This is a genomic window from Sphingomonas sp. PvP056, assembly GCF_040549155.1.
Classification (GTDB): Bacteria; Pseudomonadota; Alphaproteobacteria; order Sphingomonadales; family Sphingomonadaceae; genus Sphingomonas.
On the sequence record NZ_JBEPST010000008.1, the window covers coordinates 72695 to 94579 of the forward strand.

Consider the following 21885-nt stretch of genomic DNA (forward strand, 5'->3'; position numbering starts at 1 on the left):
GATGGCCAGCGCCGCCCCCAACGCCCGCCCGATCGTCATCCGCAAGATCAAGAAGTTCGGCGGCGGGCATCACGGCGGCGCGTGGAAGGTCGCCTATGCCGATTTCGTCACCGCGATGATGGCGTTCTTCATGCTGTTGTGGCTGATCAGCAATCCCGACAAGCAACGCCTGAAAGGCCTGGCCGAATATTTCTCGCCCTCGCCGCCGGCCACATCCGCGTCGGGTTTTGGCGAGAGTCCCGGCGAGCGTCCCGGCAACGGCGGCTATGCGCGCAAGATGGATGCGGATTCGGCGAAGCGGAGCGGCGTGCCCGCGATGGATGCGCAAAGCGCAGGCGTCGCGCGCGGCGGCACCGCAACGGTTCCCGACGCTTCGCTGCGCGTGCTCGCGCAGGAATTGCGCGTCGCGCTCGACACGCTGCCGCCAGGCGAAACGACCAGCGCGAGCAAGGTCGATGCGGATGGCGAAACGCTGCGCATCACGCTGATGGACACTGCCAACCGCCCGATGTTCCAGGGCGGCACCGCGAAACTCAACGTTTTTGCGGTCAGTCGGATGGCGACGATCGCAGCCAAGCTCGCCAAGGCGGGCGCACGGTTGACGATCGAGGGGCATACCGATGGCGCGGGTGGCCAGAGCGAAGCCAACTGGCGGCTGTCGGGCGAACGTGCGCTCGCTGCGCGGTCGGTGCTGCTCGGTAACGGGCTGACGCCGGACCGGATCGCGGGCGTCGTCGCGATGGCGGGGACCGAGCCGGTTTATCCCGACCAGCCCGATCGCCCCGAGAACCGCCGCATCACGATCGTCGTCAAGGGCGAGCGACCCGCGCTGCCGACCGATGCGAGCTTCAAGTTCTGACGATGGGCAAGATCCTTTTCCCCCTGATCATCCTGCTGCTCGGCGCAGGGGTGGGTGCTGCGAGCGGGTTCGGCGTGCGCCATCTGTTCGGTCCGCCCGCTGCCACCGCCAAGGCCGCGCCCGCCAAGGTCGAGACCACGCTCGTCCCGCTGCCGCGGATGACCGCGCCGCTGGTGCTCCCCGACGGACGCCTGTCGGGCTATGCCGCGTTCGAGGAACAGCTCGAGGTGCCGATCGAAGACGCCGCACGCGTGACGGCCGAGCTGCCGTATCTGCAACATGCGATCAACATGAGAACATATCGTATTCCGCTTGCCGCGGGCCGCGACGGCGCGCTACCCAATATCGATGTGTTTCGCCGCGTGACGTTGGATGCGGCGACCGAAGCTTTTGGCCGCGGTGTAGTGCGGCGTGTAGCGGTGACGCAGGCCGTTCCTGCATAAGACGTCTCGAGGACTTGGGATGAACGATCCTCAAACGATTACCAACGACCGCCGCAAGGCACGCGACGACCGGTTGGTCACGACTCTCCTGCTGGGTCGTGTCGTGACGCCACGCGGTGACACGGTCTGCCGGATCCGCAACCTGTCGCAGGGCGGCGCCAAGATCGAGATCCGCGCGCCGCTTGCGGTCGGGGATGCGGTGGCGATCGAATTGCGCGGCACGACGCTTGTGCCGGGCAAGGTCGCTTGGCTCGCGGGCAATGCCGCGGGGATCGCCTTTGCCGAGCCGGTCGAGCGCGACATGCTGCTGGGGCATTGCGGCGTAGGCATGTTCCGCCAGCGCAGCCCCCGGCTCGAGGCGGATTGCCCCGCGATCCTGCGCGTATCGGGGCATGTTTGTACCGTCCATCTGCACGATATCGGGCAACGCGGCGCGTGCGTCAGTGGCGCGGGCAATTTGCCGCGCGACGCGGCCGTTCGGCTCGAGGCAGCCGGGCTGGGGCAGGTGCCGGCGGTCGTCCGCTGGTCGAAACCCGACGCGGTCGGGTTGTTCTTTCTCGAACCGATCCCGTTCGCGACGTTGTCGACCTGGTCGCAGGACGCCGCGACGCGCTTCTCCTCGCGCGGGTAGGGCAGCCCCTTCACCCCGTTGCGAAACTGCGCACCAGCGATCCCGCCACCAGTGCCCAGCCGTCGACCAGTACGAAGAAGATGATCTTGCACGGCAAGGCGACCGTCGCGGGCGGGAGCATCATCATCCCCATCGCCATCAGCACCGCCGACACTGCCAGATCGATCACGAGAAACGGCAACAGCAGCAGAAAGCCGATCTCGAACGCGCGGCGCAGCTCGGAAATCATGAACGCGGGCACCAGCGTCGCGAGCGGCACGTCGGCGCGCTTCGCGGCGGGTTTGCGTGACAGGCCGTTGAACAAAGCGACATCGTCGTCGCGCACCTGGCCGAGCATGAAGGTGCGGAACGGCGCCGAGGTCGCCTCGAACGCGACCGCCTCGGTCATCTTGCCCTCGGTATAGGGCTTCACCCCCGCTTGCCACGCCGTCTCGAAGGTCGGGGTCATCACGAACAGCGACAGGAAGAGCGCGAGGCTGATGATCACCGGATTGGGCGGCACCCCCTGTGCGCCAAGCCCCGTGCGGAGCAGCGACAGCGCGACGACGATCCGTGTGAACGAGGTGATCGTCATCAATATGCCGGGCGCGAGGCTGAGCACGGTCAGCATCGCGACCAGCCCGATCGTCTTGCCGCTCATCGATCCGCCGCCCCCGAGCGACAGGGTCGCCTGCGCGAGCGCATCGGTGGGGAGCAGCAACAGCGGCAGCGCCAAGGCGAACAGCGCGGCCTTACGCATCCGCCGCCTCCGTCACCAGCGCGCCGAAATCCACGGCGTCGAACGCCTCGACCACGACATGCCCCTCGGGCGCGATCAGCAACAGATGCTCGCGGCCATCGCGCCGCACCAGCACGAGGCTTCGCCGCGGATCGACGGCCAACCGCTCGACCAGCGTGAGCCGGCGTTCGGGGCGCGGCGCAAGGCCGATCCGTCCGGGCAACCGCAGGTCGAACCGCCGCACCGCCCACAACGCCCCCGCCAGCCCGCCCAGCACCAGCGCGAGCGCGCCGAACATCCGCAGCAGCGGCAGCAGCGTCATGCCTCGACCCCGCGCGGCACGACTTCGGTGACTTCGATCGCCATCCGCTCGCCCGTCACCTGAATCCGGCCCTTGGCGATCAGCGTGCCGTTGGCGTAGATCCGCGACGGATCGTCATGCCCGCAGTCGAACGCGATCGTCGCGCCGCGGCTCATCTTAAGCACCTGACGGATCGGCAGACGGACCGAGCCGAGGACGATCGAGACCTCGACCGGCACGGATTCGAGAATGGACATGAAGCAGCCCCCTTTCGCCCAGACTTATAGGAGCGAAAAAGCACCGACCCGGACCCGACCCGGAAAAACTTGCCTATAAGATGCTCGGAGGCGGCAATCCTTGCCTGCCTCCCGCGTCGGGGGTCGGGTCGAGGATTTGGGCGGTATGGGGCAGGACAGCACGGTATCGGTTTCGGCTTCGGGTCTGCGCGCACAGTCGCTGCGGATGCGGATCATCGCGGAGAATCTCGCCAACCAGAGCTCGGTCGCGACCACGCCGGGCGGCGCGCCCTATCGCCGCCGCATTCCGACCTTCAAGGCCGAAGTCGACCGCGCGAGCGGCGCGACGACGGTCAAGGTCGGTAGCGTGGCGACCGACAAGTCCGAATTCCAGCGCGTCTATCAGCCGGGCAATCCCGCGGCGGACGCGCGCGGTTATGTGCTGACGCCCAACGTCAACGGCCTGATCGAAATGGCCGACATGAAGGCGGCGCAGCGATCGTACGAAGCCAATCTCAATGCGATCGAGGCCGCGCGCGGCATGACCATGCGCACGATCGATCTGCTGAAATGAAGGGGCGCGCACCGCTCAGCGCATGACGCTGGGGTGGGGGCAGCGCCCGATAAACGACGCACCACTAACGCTCAACTAAGGAGTTACATCGATGTCGATCGGGGCTCTCGATGCCGCCAACGCCTATGGCCGCGCCGCCGGCGTAACGCCGTTCGGCACCGCCGCGCCGCCCTTCGCGGGCGTGGAACAAGCCGACACCGGCGGCGGGTTCGGTGCTTTGGTGTCGCAACTCGTCGGTGATGCGGGCACGGGCCTGCGCGCCGCCGAAACCGCATCCGCCAAGCAGATCGCGGGGAAGGGCGATCTCATCGACGTCGTCACCGCGATCGGCGCCGCCGAAAGCGCGCTCGACACGATGGTCGCGGTGCGCGACCGTGTCGTCGGCGCATACAGCGACATCATGCGGATGCAGATCTGATGGACGCCGCCGCCGCGATGGAGATCACGCACGCCGCGCTGGTGCTGATCCTCACCGTCGCCGGGCCGATGCTGGGCGCGGCGCTCGTCACGGGGCTCGCGATCGGGCTGTTGCAGGCGTTGACGCAGATCCAGGAACAGACGCTGACCTTCGTTCCCAAGCTTATCGCGATGGGCGCGATGTTGCTGCTGTCGCTGCCGATGATCGGCGCGGCGCTGAGCGACTTCATGCGCGTCATCGCCGATCACGTCGCGCACGGCTGAGCGTGCTCGACGCTTTCCCGCTCCAGGCGACCGCCTTCCTGATCCTGTTCGCGCGCGTCGGCGCGGTGCTGATGCTGCTCCCGGTCTTTTCCGAAGACGCGATCCCGCCGCGGATACGGCTGCTCGCAGCAGGCGGGATGACGCTCGGGCTGTGGGGGCTGTTGTCGCCCGCGGTCCTGCCGCTGGCAGGGCGCAGCGATGCCGCGCTTGCCGGGGTGATCGCCGCCGAACTCGGCACCGGTCTCGCGCTCGGGCTGGTGATCCGCCTGATGTTCCTCGCGATCTCGATTGCGGGGTCGATCATCAGTCTGCAAGTCGGGCTGTCCTCGGCGGTCATCTTCGACCCTGCGCAAAGCAGCAGCGCGCCCGAAGTGTCGCGCTTCCTCGCGGTCGCGGCGGCGGTGGTGTGCATGGCGAGCGGGGTGCATCATCTGTGGATCGGCGGGCTGATCAAATCCTATAGCGCGTTTCCGGTCGGCACGGTGCTCCCCGCGGCCGATCTCGCGCAGCTTGCGGTGCGGGTCGCGGGCGACGCGATGACTTTGGGGGTGTCGCTCGCCGCGCCGCTGATCGTCTACGGAATCGTGTTCAACGTGGCGCTCGGGCTCGCGGTGCGGGTCGCGCCGAGCATCCAGTTGTTCTTCATCGCGCAGCCGCTCAACCTGCTGCTCGGCCTCGGCATCGTCGCGAGCACCGCGGGGGCGACGCTCACCGCTTTCGCCGCCGCGATGGCGCAATCGATGCAGCGCATCTGGGGCTGATCGCATGGCCGCGGACAAGGACCAGAAGACTCACGATCCAACCGAAAAGCGGCTGAGCGACGCGCGCAAGAAGGGCGACGTCGCGCAGGCCCCCGAGCTGCGTCACGCCTTCGGCTTCATCGCGATGCTGATCGCAACCGGGAGCGTGGGGACGATCGCGTTCGCGCGGCTCGGCACGGGCCTCGCGCAGCTGTGGGGCAATGCCGACGCGGTCCCGCTCGCGCCCGACGGCGCGCACGCGCTGCTGACCGCGCTGTTCGGCGCGACCTTTACCGCGCTGCTGCCGTTGTTCGCGTGCCTCGTCGGGTGCGCGCTGGTCGGCGGGGTGGTGCAGGCGCGCCCGATGCTGGTGTGGTCGCGGATCGCGCCCAAATGGTCGAAGCTGTCGCCGATCGCGGGGGCGAAGCGGCTGCTCGGTCCGCGCGCGCTGGTCGAATTTGCCAAGACGCTCGCCAAGCTGATCGGCGTGGGGACGATCGCGGTGGTCGCGCTGCGCCCGTTCGTACCGGGGTTCGAGACGCTGGTGGGGGTGAGTCCGATGGGTGTCGCGACGGTCGCGGGCGGGCTCGTCGCGCAATTGATCCGCTCGGTCGCGATCCTCGTCGGGGCTATCGCGCTGTTCGACTTCGTCTGGCAGCGCCGCAGCTGGATGGCGAAGATGCGGATGTCGCTCCAGGAGATCAAGGACGAGTATAAGCAGCAGGAAGGCGACCCCAAGATCAAGGCGAAGATCCGCGCGATCGGGATGCAGCGCGCCCGGCGGCGGATGATGGCGGCGGTGCCGACCGCCAGCGTCGTCATCACCAACCCGACGCATTTTGCGGTGGCTTTGCGCTACGATCACGGCAAGGGGTCCGCGCCGATCGTCGTCGCCAAGGGCACCGACGCGGTCGCGCTCAGAATCCGCGAAGTCGCCACAGCGGCGGGCGTCCCGCTGGTCGAGAACCGCCCGCTTGCGCGCGCACTGCATGCTAGCGCGGAGATCGACCGTACGATCCCGGTCGAACATTATGCCGCGGTGGCGGAGGTGATCGGCTACGTCTTGCGACTCGCGCGCGAACGCGGGTGAGGGACAGCCTGATGCGCTTCCCCGGCGAAGGCCGGGGCCCAGGAGCGGAACCTGAGACGATCAGGCGCTGCGTTCCCTTACAAAAACCTGCGCGACTGGGCCCCGGCCTTCGCCGGGGAAGCAATAGGGAGGGGAAGACCTTGTCCCCTCCGTTGTCGCGGAAGCGCGAAACCCCGCACCGGGTTGATCCGATCACAGTGATCGCTTATCTCGCGGCCTCGCTCTTGGGGAGTAGCCACCCGCGCACACGCGGGGCCATCGTCAACATGCTTGTCCCGACCGGGGCATGGCGATGGCAGCAGACCTAGGTTTGCCCGGCAAGACCAATGACCGCTTTCCCCCGAACTGTGGCCCGGGGTCCGCGAGTCATCTGGTTATCTGGCCCCAAGGATCACTCATGCCTGGAATTCTGACGCTCGGCGCCCTCGGCGCGAGCTTGTCCGTCGACGCGTTCGCCGCCGCGCTCGGCAAGGGCGCGACCGATCAAAAGAGCCGCTGGTGGGATGCGATGCGCGTCGGCGCAGTGTTTGGCTTCTTCGAGGCGCTTACCCCCGCGATCGGCTATTTCCTCGGCTACATGCTCAACGACTGGATCGCGGATTACGATCACTGGGTCGCGTTCGGCCTGTTGTTCGCGGTCGGCGCGTACATGATCCGCGAGGCGGTCGGGCAGGACGATACCCCCGCGCTCGAGGGTGCGGGCAATCTCGGCTTCTGGCGGCTCGCGGTCACCGCGATCGCGACAAGCATCGATGCCGCCGCGGTCGGCATTTCGCTCGCGCTGATGGACGTCAACCTGTGGGTCGCGTGTCTCGTCATCGGCGGGATCACGACCGTGCTGGCAACCGCGGGGATGCTGCTCGGGCGGCATGTCGGGCCGTATCTCGGGCGCTATGCGGGGATTCTCGGCGGGGTCGTGCTGGTCGTGATCGGCGGGTCGATCCTGTACCAGCACCTCAGCGCATGAGTTCGGTCAGCGGGAGCGGCGCGTCGAGCGTGGCGAGCCGGGCGAACGCCTTGTCCGCCTTCGCCGGATCGAGCGTCGCGGCGGGCGCGGTCAGATAGTCGAACGCATCGTGCGTCGGCAGGCGCGCGAACCCCGCGGCATAGCGCGTGCGCAGCGCGGTCAGCGCGCTGCGGTTGCCGGTGCGCGACAAGGCAACCGCCTGGCGCAGCACGCGCGTCTGGTCCGCTTCGCTGGCGGCGCGCGCGGGAAGCGTGGCGGCGTTGCTCGCGGCGAACCCGCCCCAGTCGCGCTTCTGCCACAGGATGTCGCCGCGCAGCTCCGCGCTCCCGGGCGCACCGTCGAGCAAGGCGAGCGCTTCGTCCGCCTTGCCCAGCCGGTAAAGTGCGGCCGCCTCGATCGTGCGGCGGCGCGCGGTAATGTCCGCGGGGAAGACGATCGCCTGCCCCGCGCGTAGCGTCCGCAAGGATCGCTCGGGCGCCCCTGCGAGCAAGTCGAGTTCGGCAACGCGGATCGACAGCGGCCCGGTCGCGGCATCGGGCGCGCGTCGGTCGAGCAGGAAGCGCAACAGGTCCGCCGCACGCGCGTACAGCCCCGCGCCCGCCAGCCGGTCGGCGAGCCGCGCGGCGATCGTCTCGCCCTCGCCGCCGCCGGGGAGGAGATCGCGATAGTCCCAGAACACCCCCGCCGCGACACCGATCTTGCCTGCATCGGGCGAATCGACCAGCCCGCCGAGCAACGTCTGGAGCCGCAGCAAGGTCGGCGCGGTCTGGTCACCCAGATCGAAATAGCGGAACAGCGTCGCCCCAGCCGCCAGCGCCGCGCGGGAATCGTGCCTGGCCTCCGCGATCCGCCAGCGCAGCGTCAGTGCGCCGCGTTCGATCGGCCCGCCGCGCCAGAAGGAGAGCGCGTCGAGGTCGTGCGCCGCCGCCGCCGGGGTCAGTTCGCGGGTGGCAAAGCGATCCTCGATCAGCGCGAGCGTCGCCTCGGTGCGCAAGGGCGGCGTGCCGCTGAGCATCACGCGTTGCAGCAGCAAGCGGCCCCCCGCGCGGTCGCCCAGCGCCATGGCCGCGCGCGCGCGGCGCAGGTTGGCGGCGGAATCGGGGTCGCCGAGCGCCGCCAGCATACGGGCGACGTCGCCGGGATGGCCGCTCGCCAGCGCGACATCGGCAAAGGCGAGCAGGAACGGCCGCCGCGCCGCCACGCTGCGCCCGGACAGCGCGGGCACCGCACAGCGCATCGCCCCCGCGGCCAGCGCGATCTGTTGCGTCGCCAAGCCTGCGCGCACGCGCCACGCGCACGCCTCGGGATGCGCGACGAGCAGCGGCGTGTCGAGCGCATGGAGCGCCTCCGCCGGGCGCTCCATCCCCGCCAGCACCACGCCGTGCGCGAGTTGCCATGGCGCGGTCAGCGCGAGCGCGGGGTCGTCCGCGAGCATCGTGTCGAGCACGCCTGCCGCCTCCGCCATGCGGTCGCGCGCGATCAGCGCCTGCGCCAGCGCCCAGCGCGCGGGCTGGCGTGTCTGCGGCGTGGAGCGTGCGATGGCGGTCCAGGCGGCGGCGTCGGACTGGCTCGGCCAGCGTCCGTCGAGCGCGGGAAGCGGGCTTTCCGCGAGCTGCGCGGCGAAGGGTGCGATCCGTTGCGACGGGGACGGTCGGGGCGGCGGCGCGGCAGGTGCGGCGTGTTCCGCGGGCGCGCCGTGTTCCACCGGCGCGGGGGGCGGTGCGTTGCCGATCAAAGCGAGCGACAGCACGAGGATCGAAAGGCGCGACCGGTTCATGGCAGGAACAGCGCCGCGCAGGCGCCACCGATCGCGGCGGCGACGAGGAACAACCCGCCCATCAGCAGCGACGCGCGCGCGCCGCCGGCTGGCTTGGCAGAAGTAGCGGCGGCGTCCGCCCCCGCTGCGCCCGCGTCACCGCTGACCGCACTGGCAGTTCCCGTGGCCCCTGCGGTGGCAGGCGGCCGGGCTGCATTGACGACGCGAACCCGCGCCGGTTTCTGGTCATGACTCATCGCGTTACCCGCCTGCTGTCCGGAGCCTCTATTATAGACGCGGGGCCGCGCCACGGGTGGCGTTGGCCCCTCGGAGATCCTGTCGATGCCGCGCTTTCCCCGTTCGATCCTCCGCGCGGGGCCGTTGCTGGCGCTCGCGCTCGCGGCGTCGCCCGCCGCCGGGAACGAAGGCGGCGGCGGCGGGGCGGCGTCGGTCGTTTCCATCGCCGAATTGCGCGTGCCGATCTTCGACGGCGGCCGCTTTGCGGGTACCCTCCGTATCCAGACGGCGCTGGATTATGCCGATCCGGCACAGGGCGCGGGCGCGGCGGCGCACGCACCGATGTTTCGCGACGCGGTGCTGTCGGCGGGGCTCGAATTCGCGCGGCTGCACGTGTCCGCCTTCACGCCGATCGATGCCGCGCTGCTGTCGCGCACGCTGACCGATGCGGCCCGCACGGTCGACCCGCACGTCCGCAAGGTCCTGATCCTCGACGTCAGCGCGCGGCAGTAACGCGCGGCGCGCGTGCCATCGCCATCGTCAGCCGCGCAGCCCCCTTGGGCGTCATCGCCGCAAGCATCATCCCCGTCGACCGCTCGCGCATCTTGCGCGCAACCTTGAGCTGCACGTCGAGATCGAGCTGTTCGAACACGATCGCCGCCTTGGCGGGCTTCATCGCCTGATAGATGCTCGCAAGATCGGCATAGCTGTCGGGCGCTGCATCCTGCGCGCCGCCGGAAGCCGCCGGTTGCGCCGCCGCGCGGCTCGCCTCGAGCTCCGCCTTGATCCGCGCGGCACTCGCGCGGACCGCCTGTTCGCGCAGGTCGAGCGCCTGCTGGCGGCTCGCCGCCTGCCGGTCGCGGGTGGCCAGATCCTGCTGCACCGACAGTCCGAGGCGGCTGTCCGCCGCAGGTTCGGCGGGCGCGGCAGCGGCGACGGCATTGCCGACTGCCGCGATCCCCGCCATCGCGGCGGTCAGCGTTAGCAACGGAATCCGGATCGTCACAGCGCGTCCTCCGCGACGTCGACCGCACGATTGGCCGAGGCCGCGGCGACGAGGCGTTCGGCGCTGGCGTCGGCGATGTCGATCATCACGCGCAATTCGTCGAGCACTGCGCGCGCGTCCGCCGCGGCGGCGACCTGCCCGCTGCCGAACGACAGCGTCCCCTTCAGTTCGGACAGCACGATCCGTGCCTGCACGGTCGACTGGTCGAGCGCCGCGACGACCTGCCCAAGATCCCCGTGTCGGATCGTGTCGAGCGCGCGCTTGACCCGCTGGCTCTGGATCAACACCGCGATGCACATAACCATCGTCAGCAAATTGGCGATCGTTGCGAAGCTCATAACCGTGGTCCCCTGGCTATGTCGGTCATCATCCGGACCGCAATGTTGTTGGAACGTTGTCCGATCTGCGCGCGCCCGAGCGTGACGCCGCCGCATTGCAGATCGAGCGGATCGTCCGGCCCGCGGTGGAGCGGGATCGTCTGGCCCACCGCGAAATCGCGCACGGTCTCGAGCGGGAGCAGGCGTTCGCCGAGCACGACGTCGACGCTGACGTTGGTCTTGCGGATCTCCGCGGTCATGTGCGGTTCCCAGATCCCGTCGCGCCCGAGTTTTTCGCCCATGAAGCGCTGCCCCAGCAGATGCTTGACCGGTTCGATCGTGGCGTAGGGCAGCAGGATGCTGAACCGCCCGCCGCGATCCTCCATGTCGACGCGGAAAGTCGCGACCGCGCAAATGTTGGTCGATCCCGCGATCGTCGCGAAGCGCGGGCTGGTCTCGATCCGTTCGAGCTTCATCGTATTGGGGGTGATCGGCGCGAGCGCGGCGCTCATGTCCGACAGCACGGTGCGCAGCATTCGCGCGACCAGATCGCTTTCGATCGTGGTGAAGCCGCGCCCGTCGATCAGCACCGTCGCACCCCCGCGCCGGCCACCCAGCAGCGCATCGACGACCGAATAGATCAGCCCCGAATCCACCGTGACCAGCCCGTAATTCTCCCATTCCTCGATCCGGAACACCCCGATCATCGCGGGCAGCGCAACCCGGCTGAGGAAGTCGCCGAAGCGGACCGAGTTGACCTCCTCCAGGCTGACGTCGATCGCGTCCGAGGTGAGGTTGCGCATCGACGTCGCGAAGATCCGCACCATCCGGTCGAACACGACCTCGAGCATCGGTAGCCGCTCATGGCTGATGACGTCGGATTCGATGACCGCGCGCAGGCCCTGCTTGGGGTCGATCGGCGTCCCCATGTCGCCGAACAGCGCATCGATATCCGCCTGGCCGAGCAGCGCATCGCCGTCGAACAGCGCGACCGGCGGTTCGGGGAGGTCGAAATCTTCGAGTTCGATGCTCATTGCTGGATTAGGTCCTGGATCAGGACGTCCTTGACCATCTCGTCCCCGAGCACCTGATGCGCGCGCACGAGCATTTCCTCCTTCACCCGGAACACCGCCGCCGATCCGCCGAGATCGTCGGGCCGCAGCTCGCGGAGGAACGGCTGATACGCATCGAGCAGCAGCGGCAATTTGGTGGTGATCTGTTCGGCGGTCGCCTTCTCCCCCGGTACCAGCATGAAATGCACCTTGAGGAAGCGCGCCGACCCGTCGGCGCTGCGCAGGTTGACGACCATCGCGGGCACGTCGACGAACGCTTCGCCTTCCTTGCCTTCCTCGCCGCCGCCATGCTCGCTCTTGGCCTCTTCCTTGGCCGGCGCTTCGTGTCCCCCCTCCGCGCCCGCTTCCGCCGCGGGTTTGCTGCTCCCCAGGAACATCCACGCGCCCCCGCCGCCGCCGAGCAACAGCACCGCGCCGACCGCGCCGAACAGGATCAGTTTCTTGCTTTTCTTAGGCGCGGGCGCGGCACCGTCCGCGTCGCCACCCTCCGGGCTCGCGGGCGTCTCGGTCGCCTTCTCGTGCTTGCTCATGATCGCATCCCCTCTTGGCACCCCGGCGGCGACCGCCCCGGCAATTCCCGCCTATTATAGGAGGGCAGCCGGGCAGTTTTTGCCTAGCGGCGGAAAAATGCGATTTCCCGAAGGACGACCGGGTGGACATATCCTCGACTGTATTGCTGAGCCACGAACAGGCGCTGCGCCGCCGGATGGACGTCGCGGCGAACAACCTCGCGAACGTGTCGACCGCGGGGTTCAAGCGCGAGGACCCGGTGTTCCGCGAATATGTCGAGAAGACCGGCGAGCCGGAGGACCCCATTCGGACGACCTCGCTGGTGCTCGACCAGGGCGCGGTCCATGACACTGCGCAGGGCGGGTTCCAGCCGACCGGCAACCCGATCGACGTGATGATCGACGGCTCCGGCTATCTCGCGGTCGACGCGCCCGACGGCACCACCGCTTATACGCGCGCGGGCTATCTCAAGGTCGGCGACGACGGGTCGCTCGTCACCGCGGGCGGCTTGCCAGTGCGCGGCGAGGGTGGGCGACCGATCGCGATCCCGCCCGATCAGCTCGGCAAGCTCAGCATCGGGCCGGACGGGACGGTGAGCGGAACGACCGGGGCGCTCGGGCGGATCGAAGTCACCGTGTTCGACAATGAGGCGGGCGTCGATCCGCGTGGCGACGGGCTGTTTACTGCGAGCGGTGGCCGCGCGTTGACCGCCGCCGAAACCAAGCTGCGCAGCGGCGGGATCGAAGGATCGAACGTCCAGCCGATCGTCGAGACGACCAACATGGTCGAGATCCTGCGCGCCTATCAGACCAGCATGAAGATGAGCGAGGCGATCGGCGACATGCGCAAGGCCGCGATCGACAAGCTCGGCCGCTTCGGCTGACCCTTTTTCTCAGGAGACCCCTATGCGTTCCCTATCGATTGCCGGCACCGGAATGCTCGCGCAGCAGACCAACGTCGATGTCATCTCGAACAACATCGCCAACATGAACACGACGGCGTTCAAGCGGCAGCGTGCCGAATTCCAGGACCTGCTGTACGAACAGGTGTCGCGCCCCGGTGCGGCGGCGGGCGGCGACAATCGCGTGCCGACCGGGATCCAGATCGGCGCGGGCGTCAAGACGGGCGGGGTGTACCGCATCGCGACGCAAGGTGCGCTGACGCAGACCGACAATCGCTATGATGTCGCGGTGCAGGGGCGCGGCTATTTCCCCGTCACCTTGCCCTCGGGCGAGACCGGCTACACCCGCGACGGCTCGTTCCAGGTCTCCGATCAGGGGCAGCTCGTGACGGCGGACGGCTTGCCGGTCGAGCCGGGGATCACCGTGCCGCCCGAAGCGGTCGATGTCAGCGTGTCCAAGACCGGGCTGGTGCAGGTGAAACTCGCAGGCCAGCCCGATTTGCAGACGGTCGGCCAGTTGCAGCTCGCGACCTTCGTCAATGAAGGCGGGCTCGAGGCGCAGGGCGGGAACATGTTCCTCGAGACCGCCTCCTCGGGACAGGCAACGCTCGCCAATCCGGGCGAGCCGGGGTTCGGGACGATCCAGCAGGGTTTCATCGAGGCGTCGAACGTCAATCCGGTGTCCGAGATCACCGCATTGATCACCGCGCAGCGCGCCTATGAAATGAACAGCCGAGTCGTGAAGACCGCGGACGAGATGCTCGCGACGACGAGCCAGCTGCGATGACCGCGCGGATCGCGCTTCTCCTGCTCGGCGCGGTCGCAAGCCCGCTGGCGGCGCAGGGCGTGGTCCCCGCGGTGCGGCCGGCGATGGTCTCGGTCGCGGTGCTCGCGCATCCGGTCGCGCAGGGGACTATCCTTTCCGCAGAGGACTTTACTTACGAGGACCGCGGGGTCGGCCAGGCGCGGGGCGCGCTCCAGCCCGCCGACGCGAACGGCAAGGAGGCGACCCGCGGGCTCGCGCCCGGCAGCGTCGTGCGGATCACCGATGTGGTGACGCCGCGCCTCGTCCGGCGCGGTGAGCCCGTGCTGATCGCCTATCGCAGCCGCGGGCTGCTGATCACCACCAGCGGTCGCGCGCTCGCGAGCGCAGGCTCGGGCGAGCCGGTCCGCGTCGTCGCGGCATCGACCGCGCGCACGCTGGACGGCGTCGCGGCGGCGAGCGGGCTGGTGCTGGTCGGGCCGTAAGTAACAGAAAATACGGCACTTTCTACGAATTGGGGGTGGGGCCCCGAAATCTAACTAACAGGGGATATGTGCAATGAAGACCATTTTTGTACTGGCGGGCGGCGCGCTGCTGCTGTCGGGTTGCGGCGCGGTCGGGCGGCTGCAGACGATCGGCAAGGCGCCGAGAATGTCGCCGACCGAAGCGACCACCAATATCGCCGCCGAACCGTCGCTAGGGCAGGCGGGCGCGACACTCCGCCGCGAGGCGCGGACGCCGGGAACGGCCTACACCGCCACGCCGACCCGCCCGATGACCGCCTCGCTGTTCCGCGCCGGCGCCGCGGCGTTCCTCGGCGACCAGCGCGCGACGCGGACCGGCGACATCCTGACGATCCGCATCAACATCGCCGACAAGGCCGAGGTCGGCAACAATACCACCCGCAACCGCACCGGCTCCGAGAACGCCAGCGTCGGCAGCCTGCTGGGCCTGCAGAAGCTGCTGCCCAAGAGCATCGACCCGACCAACCTCGCGAGCACCAACAGCAAGTCGCAATCCGCGGGTGGCGGCAACATCAGCCGGTCCGAGACGATCAACATGACGATGTCCGCGATCGTCACCGACGTCCTGCCCAATGGCAACCTGACGGTGCGCGGGCGGCAGGAAGTGCGCGTCAACAACGAGCTGCGCGAGCTGATCGTCACCGGTATCGTCCGCCCGCAGGACATCGCGCGCGACAATTCGGTGCTCCATTCGCAGATCGCCGAGGCGCGGATCAGCTATGGCGGCCGCGGGCAATTGTCGGACGCGCAACAGGCACGCTGGGGCCAGCAGATCTACGATGCGTTGTTCCCGTTCTGACACCATTTAAGCGGCGGCGCGCGCCCGAACCCGGCGGCAACCGCTTAAGATAGCCATATGCAGAACGATGGTCTTCCCCGGGTCCGCGAGATCATCGATGCGCTGGGGTTGCGGCTGCGATTGCGCGCCGAGCGGCATCCGACGGGCGCACGGATCGTGGTGCAGCGCCCGGACGTGGCGGGCCAGCCGCAGGCGACGCTCGATCTCCACGGTGCCGAAGTGCTGTGGGGGTTCGTCATGTCCGCGCGACTCGCAGTGCCCGACCTGCTCCCCGACGAACGGATCTTCGGGACGTGGAGTGCCACCCTGCGGCTCGAAGTCGATCCGGTCAGCCGGATCGAAATCGATACGCACCAGGCCGGGCATCCGCTGTCGATCCCCTGCACGTTATGGGACCGGCTCTTTGCCGAACTGTGTCTGGTACTTGCACATGGTCGTGCAGACCCCGCCTTGATGCAGCGTTACGCGCTGCAATAGGTCGCGATAAGCCACCGTGTTTCTGCTATATAGGCAAACCTTACTGACCTTCATACAAGGTAACGTCGTTGCACGGCCTGTTCTGGTAGGAAGTACGAAATGTACGCTTTTGATCGAAAGTCGTTCGACAGCACGCGGGACGGGTCGCATCACAGCGTCGGTCCCCAGCCGCAGTTCCGCGTGACGCTGACGTTCGTACTGGAGGATGGCATTGTCCTGTGGTCGGCAGCTCGGGCGCGCTTGCTCGAGGATGGCGAGACGACCGACGAGATGGTCCACGAAACGATCGGTCCCCCCGAAGCGCCCGTGTTCGCGGACTGTCTCGCCGTTCTGTGTGATCCCGCGACGTTCCTGCGATCGACGCCGGTTCCCGGATGCCAGCCCGACGACTTCTGGGTCGATGCGCTTCCTGGCCTGCCCGACCTTCCGCTGCTGCCGACCTGTTCGTCCCGCATAGCGGTGTGACCCGCGCACCGTTGCGGTGCCGATGACAATGCATTTGTAACCGGCGTACGAAAAGCCGATGGCTTCGACGGTAATTGCGTCAGGAACCATCGAACATGCGCCTTCTGGTCGTCGAAGACGATGCCCGCGCGGCACGGATGCTGGTCAGCGACATGGCCGACCTCGGACATGACACGGTCGTCGCCTCGGACGGCAGGGCGGCGTTGCTCCAGGCAACCGACGAGCCGTTCGATGCGATCCTGCTCGACGTGATGTTGCCGCATGTCGACGGTATCGGCGTCGCCCGCGCGCTGCGCGACCGTGGTGTGCTGGTGCCGATCGTCATGCTGACCGCGCTCGGCGATCTCGATCAGCGGCTGATCGGACTCGACGCAGGCGCCGACGACTATCTCGTCAAGCCCGCGGCACCGGTCGAGATCGAGGCACGGATCAAGGCTATCCTGCGCCGGTCTGCGCGCACCAACGATCACGGCGTGATGCGCGCAGGCGACATCGAGGTGAACGAGATCAAGCATCGCGTGGTACGGGCGGGGCGCGTGCTCAGCCTGCCCAAGCTCGAATTCCAGATGCTGTGCGAACTCATCCGCAACAAGAACAGCGTCGTCACCCGTCAGATGTTCTACAAGACGGTGTGGGATTATGATTTCGAGCCCGCCACCAACATCGTCGAATCCTATATCCGCCGTGTCCGCGCGCAATTGTGCGCGGCCGGGGAGAGTGACCCGATCGCGACGATCCGCGGCGTCGGCTACATGATCGTCGATCACGGATGAGCTTCCGCCCGCGGTCGTTGCGCGCGATCATGCTGCTGTATGTCGGCGTGATCGTGGCCGTGCTGCTGGCGGTGCGGGGGGCGAATTACGTCATCATCCACGATGCGCTCAACCGCGAGGTCGACCGTCGGCTTGCGCTGGAGGCGCATGAAGTGACCGGCGACGCCCAGGATGGATCTATCGCGGCAATGGCGCGGCGCATCCGGACGAAAGAGCGCGCGCACGAAAGCGCCGATCTGATGTTCCTGCTGCGGGACCGCGCGGGGCGACACGTTGCGGGCGACCTGCGCCTCGCCGCCATTCCGCCAGTGGGCTATTCGGATTTCGGCGATGGCGCGGGCGTCGACGGGGTGACGCACGGGCGCGCGTTCGTGAAACGTGTCGCGGACGGGGCGACGCTGGCGATCGTGTCCGACAATGACGTCGTCGATGCGTTCGACGCGCGGCTGTTCCAGGCGCAATGGGTTGGGCTGGCGGTCGCGTCACTGCTGTTTGCCGGCGGTGCGGCGGCTATCGTCTGGCAGGTCAGCCGGCGGTTGCGCGCGATGCAGCGTACGGTCGATGCGGTAATGGCGGGTAACCTCGCAAGCCGTGTCCCGGTGGACGGATCGCGCAACGAATTCGACCGTCAGGCGATGGCGTTCAACGCGATGCTCGACCGGATCGATGCGCTGATGGCCAACGTCAAACATGCCGCGCGAGACGTCGCGCATGAGCTCAAGAGCCCGCTCGCGCGGTTGCGGACGCGGATCGCCGCGCTCGAGCGGCATGCGGCAGGGACCCCGCTCGGGGATGAAAGCAGCGCGATCCTCGCCGAGACCGATCAGGTGCTGGAAGTCTTCGCTAGCCTGATGCGGCTGTGGGAGATCGAGGGGGGGCAACGCCGCAGCCATTTCGTGTCGGTCGATCTCGAACAGCTCGTCCATGAGGTCGGCGAGACGCTGGCACCCGTCGCGGAAGACGCTGGCGATACCCTGTCCGTGCAGACGACGGGGCCGGCGGTGCTGTCGGGCGACGTGCATCTCCTGCGGCAGATGGTCGTCAATCTGGTCGAGAATGCGATCCGGCATACGCCCGCCGCTACCCGCATTGACGTGTTCGTCAGGGCGACCGGCACGGCGGTTGAAATCGGCGTGGCCGATGACGGGCCGGGGATACCGGTCGACGCGCACGACACGGTGATCCTGCGCTTCGGGCGGCTCGAATCGTCGATCGACCGACCGGGGCATGGGCTCGGGCTGACGCTGGTCGACGCCATCGCCCGGTTGCACGGCGGCAGCTTGCGCCTGGAGGATGCTGCACCCGGTCTTCGGGCCGTCATCATGCTGCCCAATGTCCCATGAAAAACCCGGCCCGAGCATGACGCTCGGACCGGGTTTTCTTGATCGACCGGGAAGTCGGATCAGAACTTCGCCGAGAGCTCCAGGCCCCAGGTCCGCGGCGGGTTGAAGTTGGCGTAGTCGCCGAGGATGCCGCCGTAGTTGGTCGAGACCAGCTGGCCATTCGCGCCGATGTTCTGGACCGGCGTCGAGTTCGCTGCCGAACGACGGTAGATATAGGTCGTGTCGAGCAGGTTGCGGGCCCAGACCGCGACGGTCACCTTGTTGTGGTCGTTGACCGAAATATCGGCAAGCGCGAGGCGGCCGTTCATCACGAAGCTTGCGTCGGTCTTGGTCGGCTCGAGCTGGAAGCTGTACTGGCTGCTTGCATAATTGCCGTCGAGATGCAGGCGGACGCTTGCATCGCCGATGTGGATCGGCGTGACATAATCGATCGCGCCCGATGCTGCGTTGTTCGGCGTGTAGACGATGTAGAGCTGCTGCACCCCGCCACCGAGCGGATTGAGCGCCGACGGTGCCTTCCAGTAGGTGTAGGCGTATGACCCGGTCAGCGTCAGGTCCGGGAACGGCTTCACCGTCAGATCGGCTTCGATGCCGCGGATCTTGCTGTTTCCGGCATTGACGGTCTGCTCGATATGACTGCCGTTGGTCACGCTCGAGCCGTTCGTGTCGAAATAATCGAAGTCGAACTGCGTGTTGCTACGGTCCATGATGTAGCCCGCGAGGTTCAGGCGCGCGCGATGCTGGAGGAAGTCCATCTTCGCGCCGACTTCGTACGATTTGACCGATTCCGGGCCAAAGGCGTTGAACTGGAGCGAACGGTCGTTCGCACCACCGGCGCGGAAACCGGTCGCATATTTGGCGTAGAGGTGGACGTCGGGGGTGGCATCGAACGCGACGTTGAACATCGGATCGAACCGGCTGACGTTGTTCTTGAACGAGAAAGGCGCGACGACGCCGGTCCCGGCGGCCAGATCCGAACGGTTGTTGACCACGAACAGCGTGCCGTGCCGGTCATCCTTGGTCCACCGGCCACCCGCGGTGATGTGGACGACGTCGCTGAGCGCCTCGGGCGTGAAGGTCAGATTGCCAAACACCGAATAGTTATGGTCCGACGCCTGGCTGGCGCGGGTGATGAACTGGCAGCTGTTGGCAAATTGCGGGACGGTCGCGCCGAGCGTGTTGTTGCACGACGGATCATACTGCTGATAGCCAGAGTTCGCGCCGGTGATCGCCGAGGAATTGCCCGGGATCGGGCTGCGGACGGTGTAGGCGGTGCCGTTGGTGTTCCACTGGTTGGTCAGCGGGGTGGCGGCATATTCCGAAGCGCGCTCGGTGTAATAATAGGCGCCGACGACATAGTCGAACTGCGGGATGCTGCCGACCGCCTGGACTTCCTGGCTGAACTGATGCTGGCGCAGGAACGACAGGCTGTAGCGGCTGAACGTGCCGGTGGTGTTGATCGCGGTCGGGTTCGCGGTGTTGGGCACGAACGGCGCGAACGAGCTACGCTCCGGCCCGCCCGAATTGTCCCACTGGTCGGTGCTGACGCCGCGCCATGCGGTGATCGAGCGCAACTCGATCCACGGCGCGAGTTTGTACTTCAGATTGGCCGAGAAACCGTGTGTGATGTCGACGCTGGGCTGCTGCGGAACGCCGACGTCGGCGACATATTGCCGTTCGGGATGGACGCCGACGAGCGGGGCCTTGGGGGCGATGCAGACGGGCTTGGTGCTGCCCGCCGCGATGGTGCCGCCGCAAGCAGCGCCATTGAGCAACAGCGCGCCCGCTGCGTTATACGTGCCCACCGCATAATTGTTCGGGTTGTAGTTGATCAGCTGGCTGTACTGCGGCGTGTTTTCGTCCTTCGCATAATCATAGGCGAAGTCGGCGGTGAAGCCGTCGATCGGCTGCCAGCGCGCGGCGGCGCGGCCGCCCTTGCGGTCATAATAGTTCCAGCCGGTCGAGCCCGTCAGCGGGTTCTTCACGGTCGGATCCTGGTGCTGGTACACCCCGTCGAACTTGAGCGAGATGTTGTAGAAGCTTGGCAGGTCGAGATGCAGGTCGGCATTGTGGCTGCCGTAATTGCCGACGCCAGCGTTCACGCGGCCACCAAGTACGCCGCTTGGCGCCTTGGAAACGAGCGACAGCGCGCCGCCTTCGGTGTTGCGACCGAACAACGTGCCCTGCGGGCCCTTCAGCACTTCGATCCGCTCGATGTCGAACAATGCGGCGTTGAGACCCTGCGTCTTTCCGAGCGCGACGCCGTCGATATAGACGCCGACGCCGCCATCCCGCGCGGTCTGGTTCTGGTCGTAGGGGACGATGCCGCGGATGCCGATCGTCAGTGCCGACTGACGCGCTTCGAACGTCGCGACACGGAGCGACGGGATCGAACCGTCGGCGAGGTTGAACAGGCTCTGGACGTGGCGATCAGCGATGCCCTGGCTGCTCAGCACGCTGATCGAGATCGGCGTCTTTTGTAAATTGGTTTCGCGGCGTGTCGCGGTGACGACGATGTCGCCAAGGCCCTGCTGATCGTCAGCGGCAGCGGGCGGGGCAGCATCCGGAGTCGTTGCCGTTTGCGCGGGATCGGCGGCGGGCGTGGTCTGCGCAACAGCGGGTGCAGCGGCGAGGGCGAGCAAGGTGCCGCCCAGCAGCAGCTGCAAACGAAGGCGCGATCGAACAGTCATTGTGATTTCCCCTGAACCATGAGAGTTTTCTCATCCCGGTCCAGCTGCCGCTACAGAGCGATTGGGTCACCAATGTTACACCCACTGTAACATAACGGGTATGCGCGCGTCATCTTGGCGTCATCAAGCGCGTTGGCAAATATTGTAATGATGACCGGTATAGATTGAGGAGTGAGTGCGATAGTTTTGTCTTGTACAGTACTGTAGTAACATCGCACGAAAGTGGATCTGTACTTTGCGCTGGCGGCGGGCAGGAAGAAACACTGGCGTAGTGACATGGTTCTATACTGAGGCTGTCGGCAGTCTCCCGTCTTGCGCCTACGCGCGTGGCGGCGCCGTAGAGTCCCGGATGAGCAGCGTGTTCGAATGCTGCGTATGCCGGTCGCCCTCGCGGTTCTCGAGGTCGGCGATCAGCAGATCGGTTGCCGCAACGGCCATCTCGAAGACGGGCTGCCGCACCGTCGTCAGGCGTGGCCAGGCGATCCGGGAGACCTCGGCGTCGTCGAACCCGGCGATCGACAGATCATCGGGGATCGACAGCCCCAGTTCGCGCGCCGCAAGCATCACGCCGACCGCCATCTCGTCATTCTGCACCAGGACAGCCGTTGGCCGATCGCCACGCTCCAGCAGGCGCCGCTCGGCGGCATAGCCGCCATCAAAGGTAAACAGCCCGGTCTCGATCCATGCTTGGCGCATCGGGCAACCAGCCTCCTCGAACGCGCGTTGATAGCCCTGGAAACGGGCGTTGGTGGCGGCATCGCCCAGGTCGTCCTTGACGATCCCGACGCGTCGATGCCCCAATGCGAGGACATGCGCCGCGACCGCATGGGCCCCAACCACGTCAGCGAGCAGGGTGGAGGATCCCAGCTCGAGCTGGCGGGATGGCGCGATCCGGGCGTAGCGGATTTCGGCGGCGTCTAGCTGCGCGAGGACATGGGGATGGTCCGACGCGGGCGGTGCAAGCACCACCCCGTCGAGAATGCGGTGTTCGCTCCCGCCACACTGCCAACG

At 67.4% G+C, this 21885-nt stretch carries 29 protein-coding genes and 1 riboswitch; of the genes, 18 read left to right on the forward strand and 11 right to left on the reverse strand.

The annotated features are described in order from the left end of the window. The first annotated feature begins 1 nt into the window (after position 1). From ABIC17_RS17455 to ABIC17_RS17465, 3 genes are read left to right on the forward strand one after another with little or no spacing between them, the layout of a single operon-like run. Complete coding sequence (locus tag ABIC17_RS17455) at positions 2 to 859, forward strand: flagellar motor protein MotB (RefSeq protein ID WP_354283998.1); 858 nt, start codon at positions 2 to 4, stop codon at positions 857 to 859. Positions 860 to 861: 2 nt separating this feature from the next. Further along, on the forward strand, positions 862 to 1302 hold the full coding sequence (locus ABIC17_RS17460; RefSeq protein ID WP_354284000.1) for a hypothetical protein: 441 nt from the start codon (positions 862 to 864) through the stop codon (positions 1300 to 1302). A 19-nt stretch (positions 1303 to 1321) separates the two neighbouring features. Next, positions 1322 to 1933 (forward strand): PilZ domain-containing protein, encoded by a 612-nt coding sequence (locus tag ABIC17_RS17465; protein WP_354284002.1) that lies wholly within the window; start codon positions 1322 to 1324, stop codon positions 1931 to 1933. A gap of 10 nt (positions 1934 to 1943) precedes the next feature. Here ABIC17_RS17465 and fliP read toward each other — a convergent pair whose 3' ends face one another. The 3 genes from fliP to ABIC17_RS17480 are packed head-to-tail and all read right to left on the reverse strand — an operon-like array spanning position 1944 to position 3209. Continuing rightward, positions 1944 to 2672, reverse strand: coding sequence for a flagellar type III secretion system pore protein FliP (gene fliP, locus ABIC17_RS17470; RefSeq protein WP_354284004.1), 729 nt, complete (start codon positions 2670 to 2672; stop codon positions 1944 to 1946). Further along, complete coding sequence (locus ABIC17_RS17475; protein ID WP_354284006.1) at positions 2665 to 2973, reverse strand: FliO/MopB family protein; 309 nt, start codon at positions 2971 to 2973, stop codon at positions 2665 to 2667. The genes fliP and ABIC17_RS17475 overlap by 8 nt, the downstream gene beginning before the upstream one ends. Beyond that, positions 2970 to 3209: a FliM/FliN family flagellar motor switch protein gene (locus tag ABIC17_RS17480; RefSeq protein WP_354284008.1), complete on the reverse strand. Its 240-nt coding sequence runs from the start codon at positions 3207 to 3209 to the stop codon at positions 2970 to 2972. Before ABIC17_RS17480 ends, ABIC17_RS17475 begins: the two co-directional genes overlap by 4 nt. Positions 3210 to 3354: 145 nt before the next feature. Here ABIC17_RS17480 and flgC point away from each other — a divergent pair, with 145 nt between their 5' ends. From flgC to ABIC17_RS17510, 6 genes are all read left to right on the forward strand, one after another. Beyond that, positions 3355 to 3762 carry a flagellar basal body rod protein FlgC gene (gene flgC / locus ABIC17_RS17485; RefSeq protein ID WP_354284240.1) on the forward strand — a complete coding sequence of 136 codons (408 nt, stop codon included), beginning with the start codon at positions 3355 to 3357 and terminating at the stop codon, positions 3760 to 3762. A gap of 91 nt (positions 3763 to 3853) precedes the next feature. Continuing rightward, positions 3854 to 4180 (forward strand): flagellar hook-basal body complex protein FliE, encoded by a 327-nt coding sequence (gene fliE / locus ABIC17_RS17490; RefSeq protein WP_354284010.1) that lies wholly within the window; start codon positions 3854 to 3856, stop codon positions 4178 to 4180. Next, positions 4180 to 4443 (forward strand): flagellar biosynthetic protein FliQ, encoded by a 264-nt coding sequence (locus ABIC17_RS17495; RefSeq protein ID WP_354284012.1) that lies wholly within the window; start codon positions 4180 to 4182, stop codon positions 4441 to 4443. The genes fliE and ABIC17_RS17495 overlap by 1 nt, the downstream gene beginning before the upstream one ends. 2 nt (positions 4444 to 4445) lie before the next feature. Then, positions 4446 to 5204 (forward strand): flagellar biosynthetic protein FliR, encoded by a 759-nt coding sequence (locus ABIC17_RS17500; RefSeq protein ID WP_354284014.1) that lies wholly within the window; start codon positions 4446 to 4448, stop codon positions 5202 to 5204. 4 nt (positions 5205 to 5208) lie between these two features. Further along, positions 5209 to 6273: a flagellar biosynthesis protein FlhB gene (flhB, locus tag ABIC17_RS17505; RefSeq protein WP_354284016.1), complete on the forward strand. Its 1065-nt coding sequence runs from the start codon at positions 5209 to 5211 to the stop codon at positions 6271 to 6273. A gap of 224 nt (positions 6274 to 6497) precedes the next feature. Then, positions 6498 to 6663, forward strand: a riboswitch (yybP-ykoY riboswitch). A gap of 7 nt (positions 6664 to 6670) precedes the next feature. After that, positions 6671 to 7240, forward strand: coding sequence for a manganese efflux pump MntP (locus ABIC17_RS17510; protein ID WP_354284018.1), 570 nt, complete (start codon positions 6671 to 6673; stop codon positions 7238 to 7240). On the opposite strand, the gene ABIC17_RS17515 is transcribed toward ABIC17_RS17510, so the two are convergent. Both ABIC17_RS17515 and ABIC17_RS17520 read right to left on the reverse strand, forming a co-directional pair. Beyond that, positions 7230 to 9017, reverse strand: coding sequence for an endoglucanase (locus ABIC17_RS17515; protein WP_354284020.1), 1788 nt, complete (start codon positions 9015 to 9017; stop codon positions 7230 to 7232). The two genes, ABIC17_RS17510 and ABIC17_RS17515, sit on opposite strands and share 11 nt — an antisense overlap. After that, complete coding sequence (locus tag ABIC17_RS17520; RefSeq protein WP_354284022.1) at positions 9014 to 9253, reverse strand: hypothetical protein; 240 nt, start codon at positions 9251 to 9253, stop codon at positions 9014 to 9016. Before ABIC17_RS17520 ends, ABIC17_RS17515 begins: the two co-directional genes overlap by 4 nt. An 85-nt stretch (positions 9254 to 9338) precedes the next feature. On the opposite strand from ABIC17_RS17520, the gene ABIC17_RS17525 reads away from it, so the two are divergent. Further along, complete coding sequence (locus tag ABIC17_RS17525) at positions 9339 to 9746, forward strand: hypothetical protein (protein WP_354284024.1); 408 nt, start codon at positions 9339 to 9341, stop codon at positions 9744 to 9746. Here ABIC17_RS17525 and ABIC17_RS17530 read toward each other — a convergent pair. From ABIC17_RS17530 to ABIC17_RS17545, 4 genes are read right to left on the reverse strand one after another with little or no spacing between them, the layout of a single operon-like run. Then, complete coding sequence (locus tag ABIC17_RS17530; RefSeq protein WP_354284026.1) at positions 9730 to 10239, reverse strand: MotE family protein; 510 nt, start codon at positions 10237 to 10239, stop codon at positions 9730 to 9732. The two genes, ABIC17_RS17525 and ABIC17_RS17530, sit on opposite strands and share 17 nt — an antisense overlap. Continuing rightward, positions 10236 to 10577, reverse strand: coding sequence for a hypothetical protein (locus tag ABIC17_RS17535; protein ID WP_354284028.1), 342 nt, complete (start codon positions 10575 to 10577; stop codon positions 10236 to 10238). The genes ABIC17_RS17530 and ABIC17_RS17535 overlap by 4 nt, the downstream gene beginning before the upstream one ends. Continuing rightward, complete coding sequence (gene fliM / locus ABIC17_RS17540; protein ID WP_354284030.1) at positions 10574 to 11590, reverse strand: flagellar motor switch protein FliM; 1017 nt, start codon at positions 11588 to 11590, stop codon at positions 10574 to 10576. Before fliM ends, ABIC17_RS17535 begins: the two co-directional genes overlap by 4 nt. Beyond that, positions 11587 to 12159, reverse strand: a complete 573-nt coding sequence (locus tag ABIC17_RS17545) for a flagellar basal body-associated FliL family protein (protein WP_354284032.1) — start codon at positions 12157 to 12159, stop codon at positions 11587 to 11589. Before ABIC17_RS17545 ends, fliM begins: the two co-directional genes overlap by 4 nt. A 122-nt stretch (positions 12160 to 12281) precedes the next feature. Here ABIC17_RS17545 and ABIC17_RS17550 point away from each other — a divergent pair, with 122 nt between their 5' ends. From ABIC17_RS17550 to ABIC17_RS17585, 8 genes are all read left to right on the forward strand, one after another. Continuing rightward, positions 12282 to 13022, forward strand: coding sequence for a flagellar hook-basal body protein (locus ABIC17_RS17550; RefSeq protein WP_354284034.1), 741 nt, complete (start codon positions 12282 to 12284; stop codon positions 13020 to 13022). A gap of 22 nt (positions 13023 to 13044) precedes the next feature. After that, positions 13045 to 13827, forward strand: coding sequence for a flagellar basal-body rod protein FlgG (gene flgG, locus ABIC17_RS17555; protein WP_354284036.1), 783 nt, complete (start codon positions 13045 to 13047; stop codon positions 13825 to 13827). Continuing rightward, complete coding sequence (gene flgA / locus ABIC17_RS17560) at positions 13824 to 14288, forward strand: flagellar basal body P-ring formation chaperone FlgA (protein WP_354284038.1); 465 nt, start codon at positions 13824 to 13826, stop codon at positions 14286 to 14288. The genes flgG and flgA overlap by 4 nt, the downstream gene beginning before the upstream one ends. Before the next feature lie 73 nt (positions 14289 to 14361). Next, complete coding sequence (gene flgH, locus ABIC17_RS17565; RefSeq protein ID WP_354284040.1) at positions 14362 to 15126, forward strand: flagellar basal body L-ring protein FlgH; 765 nt, start codon at positions 14362 to 14364, stop codon at positions 15124 to 15126. A 57-nt stretch (positions 15127 to 15183) separates the two neighbouring features. Continuing rightward, entirely contained in the window at positions 15184 to 15603 is a 420-nt protein-coding gene (locus ABIC17_RS17570) for a hypothetical protein (protein WP_354284042.1), read from the forward strand. A gap of 99 nt (positions 15604 to 15702) precedes the next feature. Next, positions 15703 to 16068 (forward strand): hypothetical protein, encoded by a 366-nt coding sequence (locus ABIC17_RS17575; RefSeq protein ID WP_354284044.1) that lies wholly within the window; start codon positions 15703 to 15705, stop codon positions 16066 to 16068. Between the two features lie 95 nt (positions 16069 to 16163). Then, positions 16164 to 16841, forward strand: coding sequence for a response regulator transcription factor (locus ABIC17_RS17580; protein ID WP_354284046.1), 678 nt, complete (start codon positions 16164 to 16166; stop codon positions 16839 to 16841). Further along, positions 16838 to 18184 (forward strand): HAMP domain-containing sensor histidine kinase, encoded by a 1347-nt coding sequence (locus tag ABIC17_RS17585; RefSeq protein ID WP_354284047.1) that lies wholly within the window; start codon positions 16838 to 16840, stop codon positions 18182 to 18184. The genes ABIC17_RS17580 and ABIC17_RS17585 overlap by 4 nt, the downstream gene beginning before the upstream one ends. 59 nt (positions 18185 to 18243) lie before the next feature. Here ABIC17_RS17585 and ABIC17_RS17590 read toward each other — a convergent pair whose 3' ends face one another. Together ABIC17_RS17590 and ABIC17_RS17595 are read right to left on the reverse strand one after the other, a co-directional pair. Beyond that, on the reverse strand, positions 18244 to 20874 hold the full coding sequence (locus ABIC17_RS17590; RefSeq protein ID WP_354284049.1) for a TonB-dependent receptor: 2631 nt from the start codon (positions 20872 to 20874) through the stop codon (positions 18244 to 18246). A gap of 318 nt (positions 20875 to 21192) precedes the next feature. After that, positions 21193 to 21840: a substrate-binding domain-containing protein gene (locus ABIC17_RS17595; RefSeq protein WP_354284051.1), complete on the reverse strand. Its 648-nt coding sequence runs from the start codon at positions 21838 to 21840 to the stop codon at positions 21193 to 21195. Positions 21841 to 21885 lie beyond the last annotated feature (45 nt).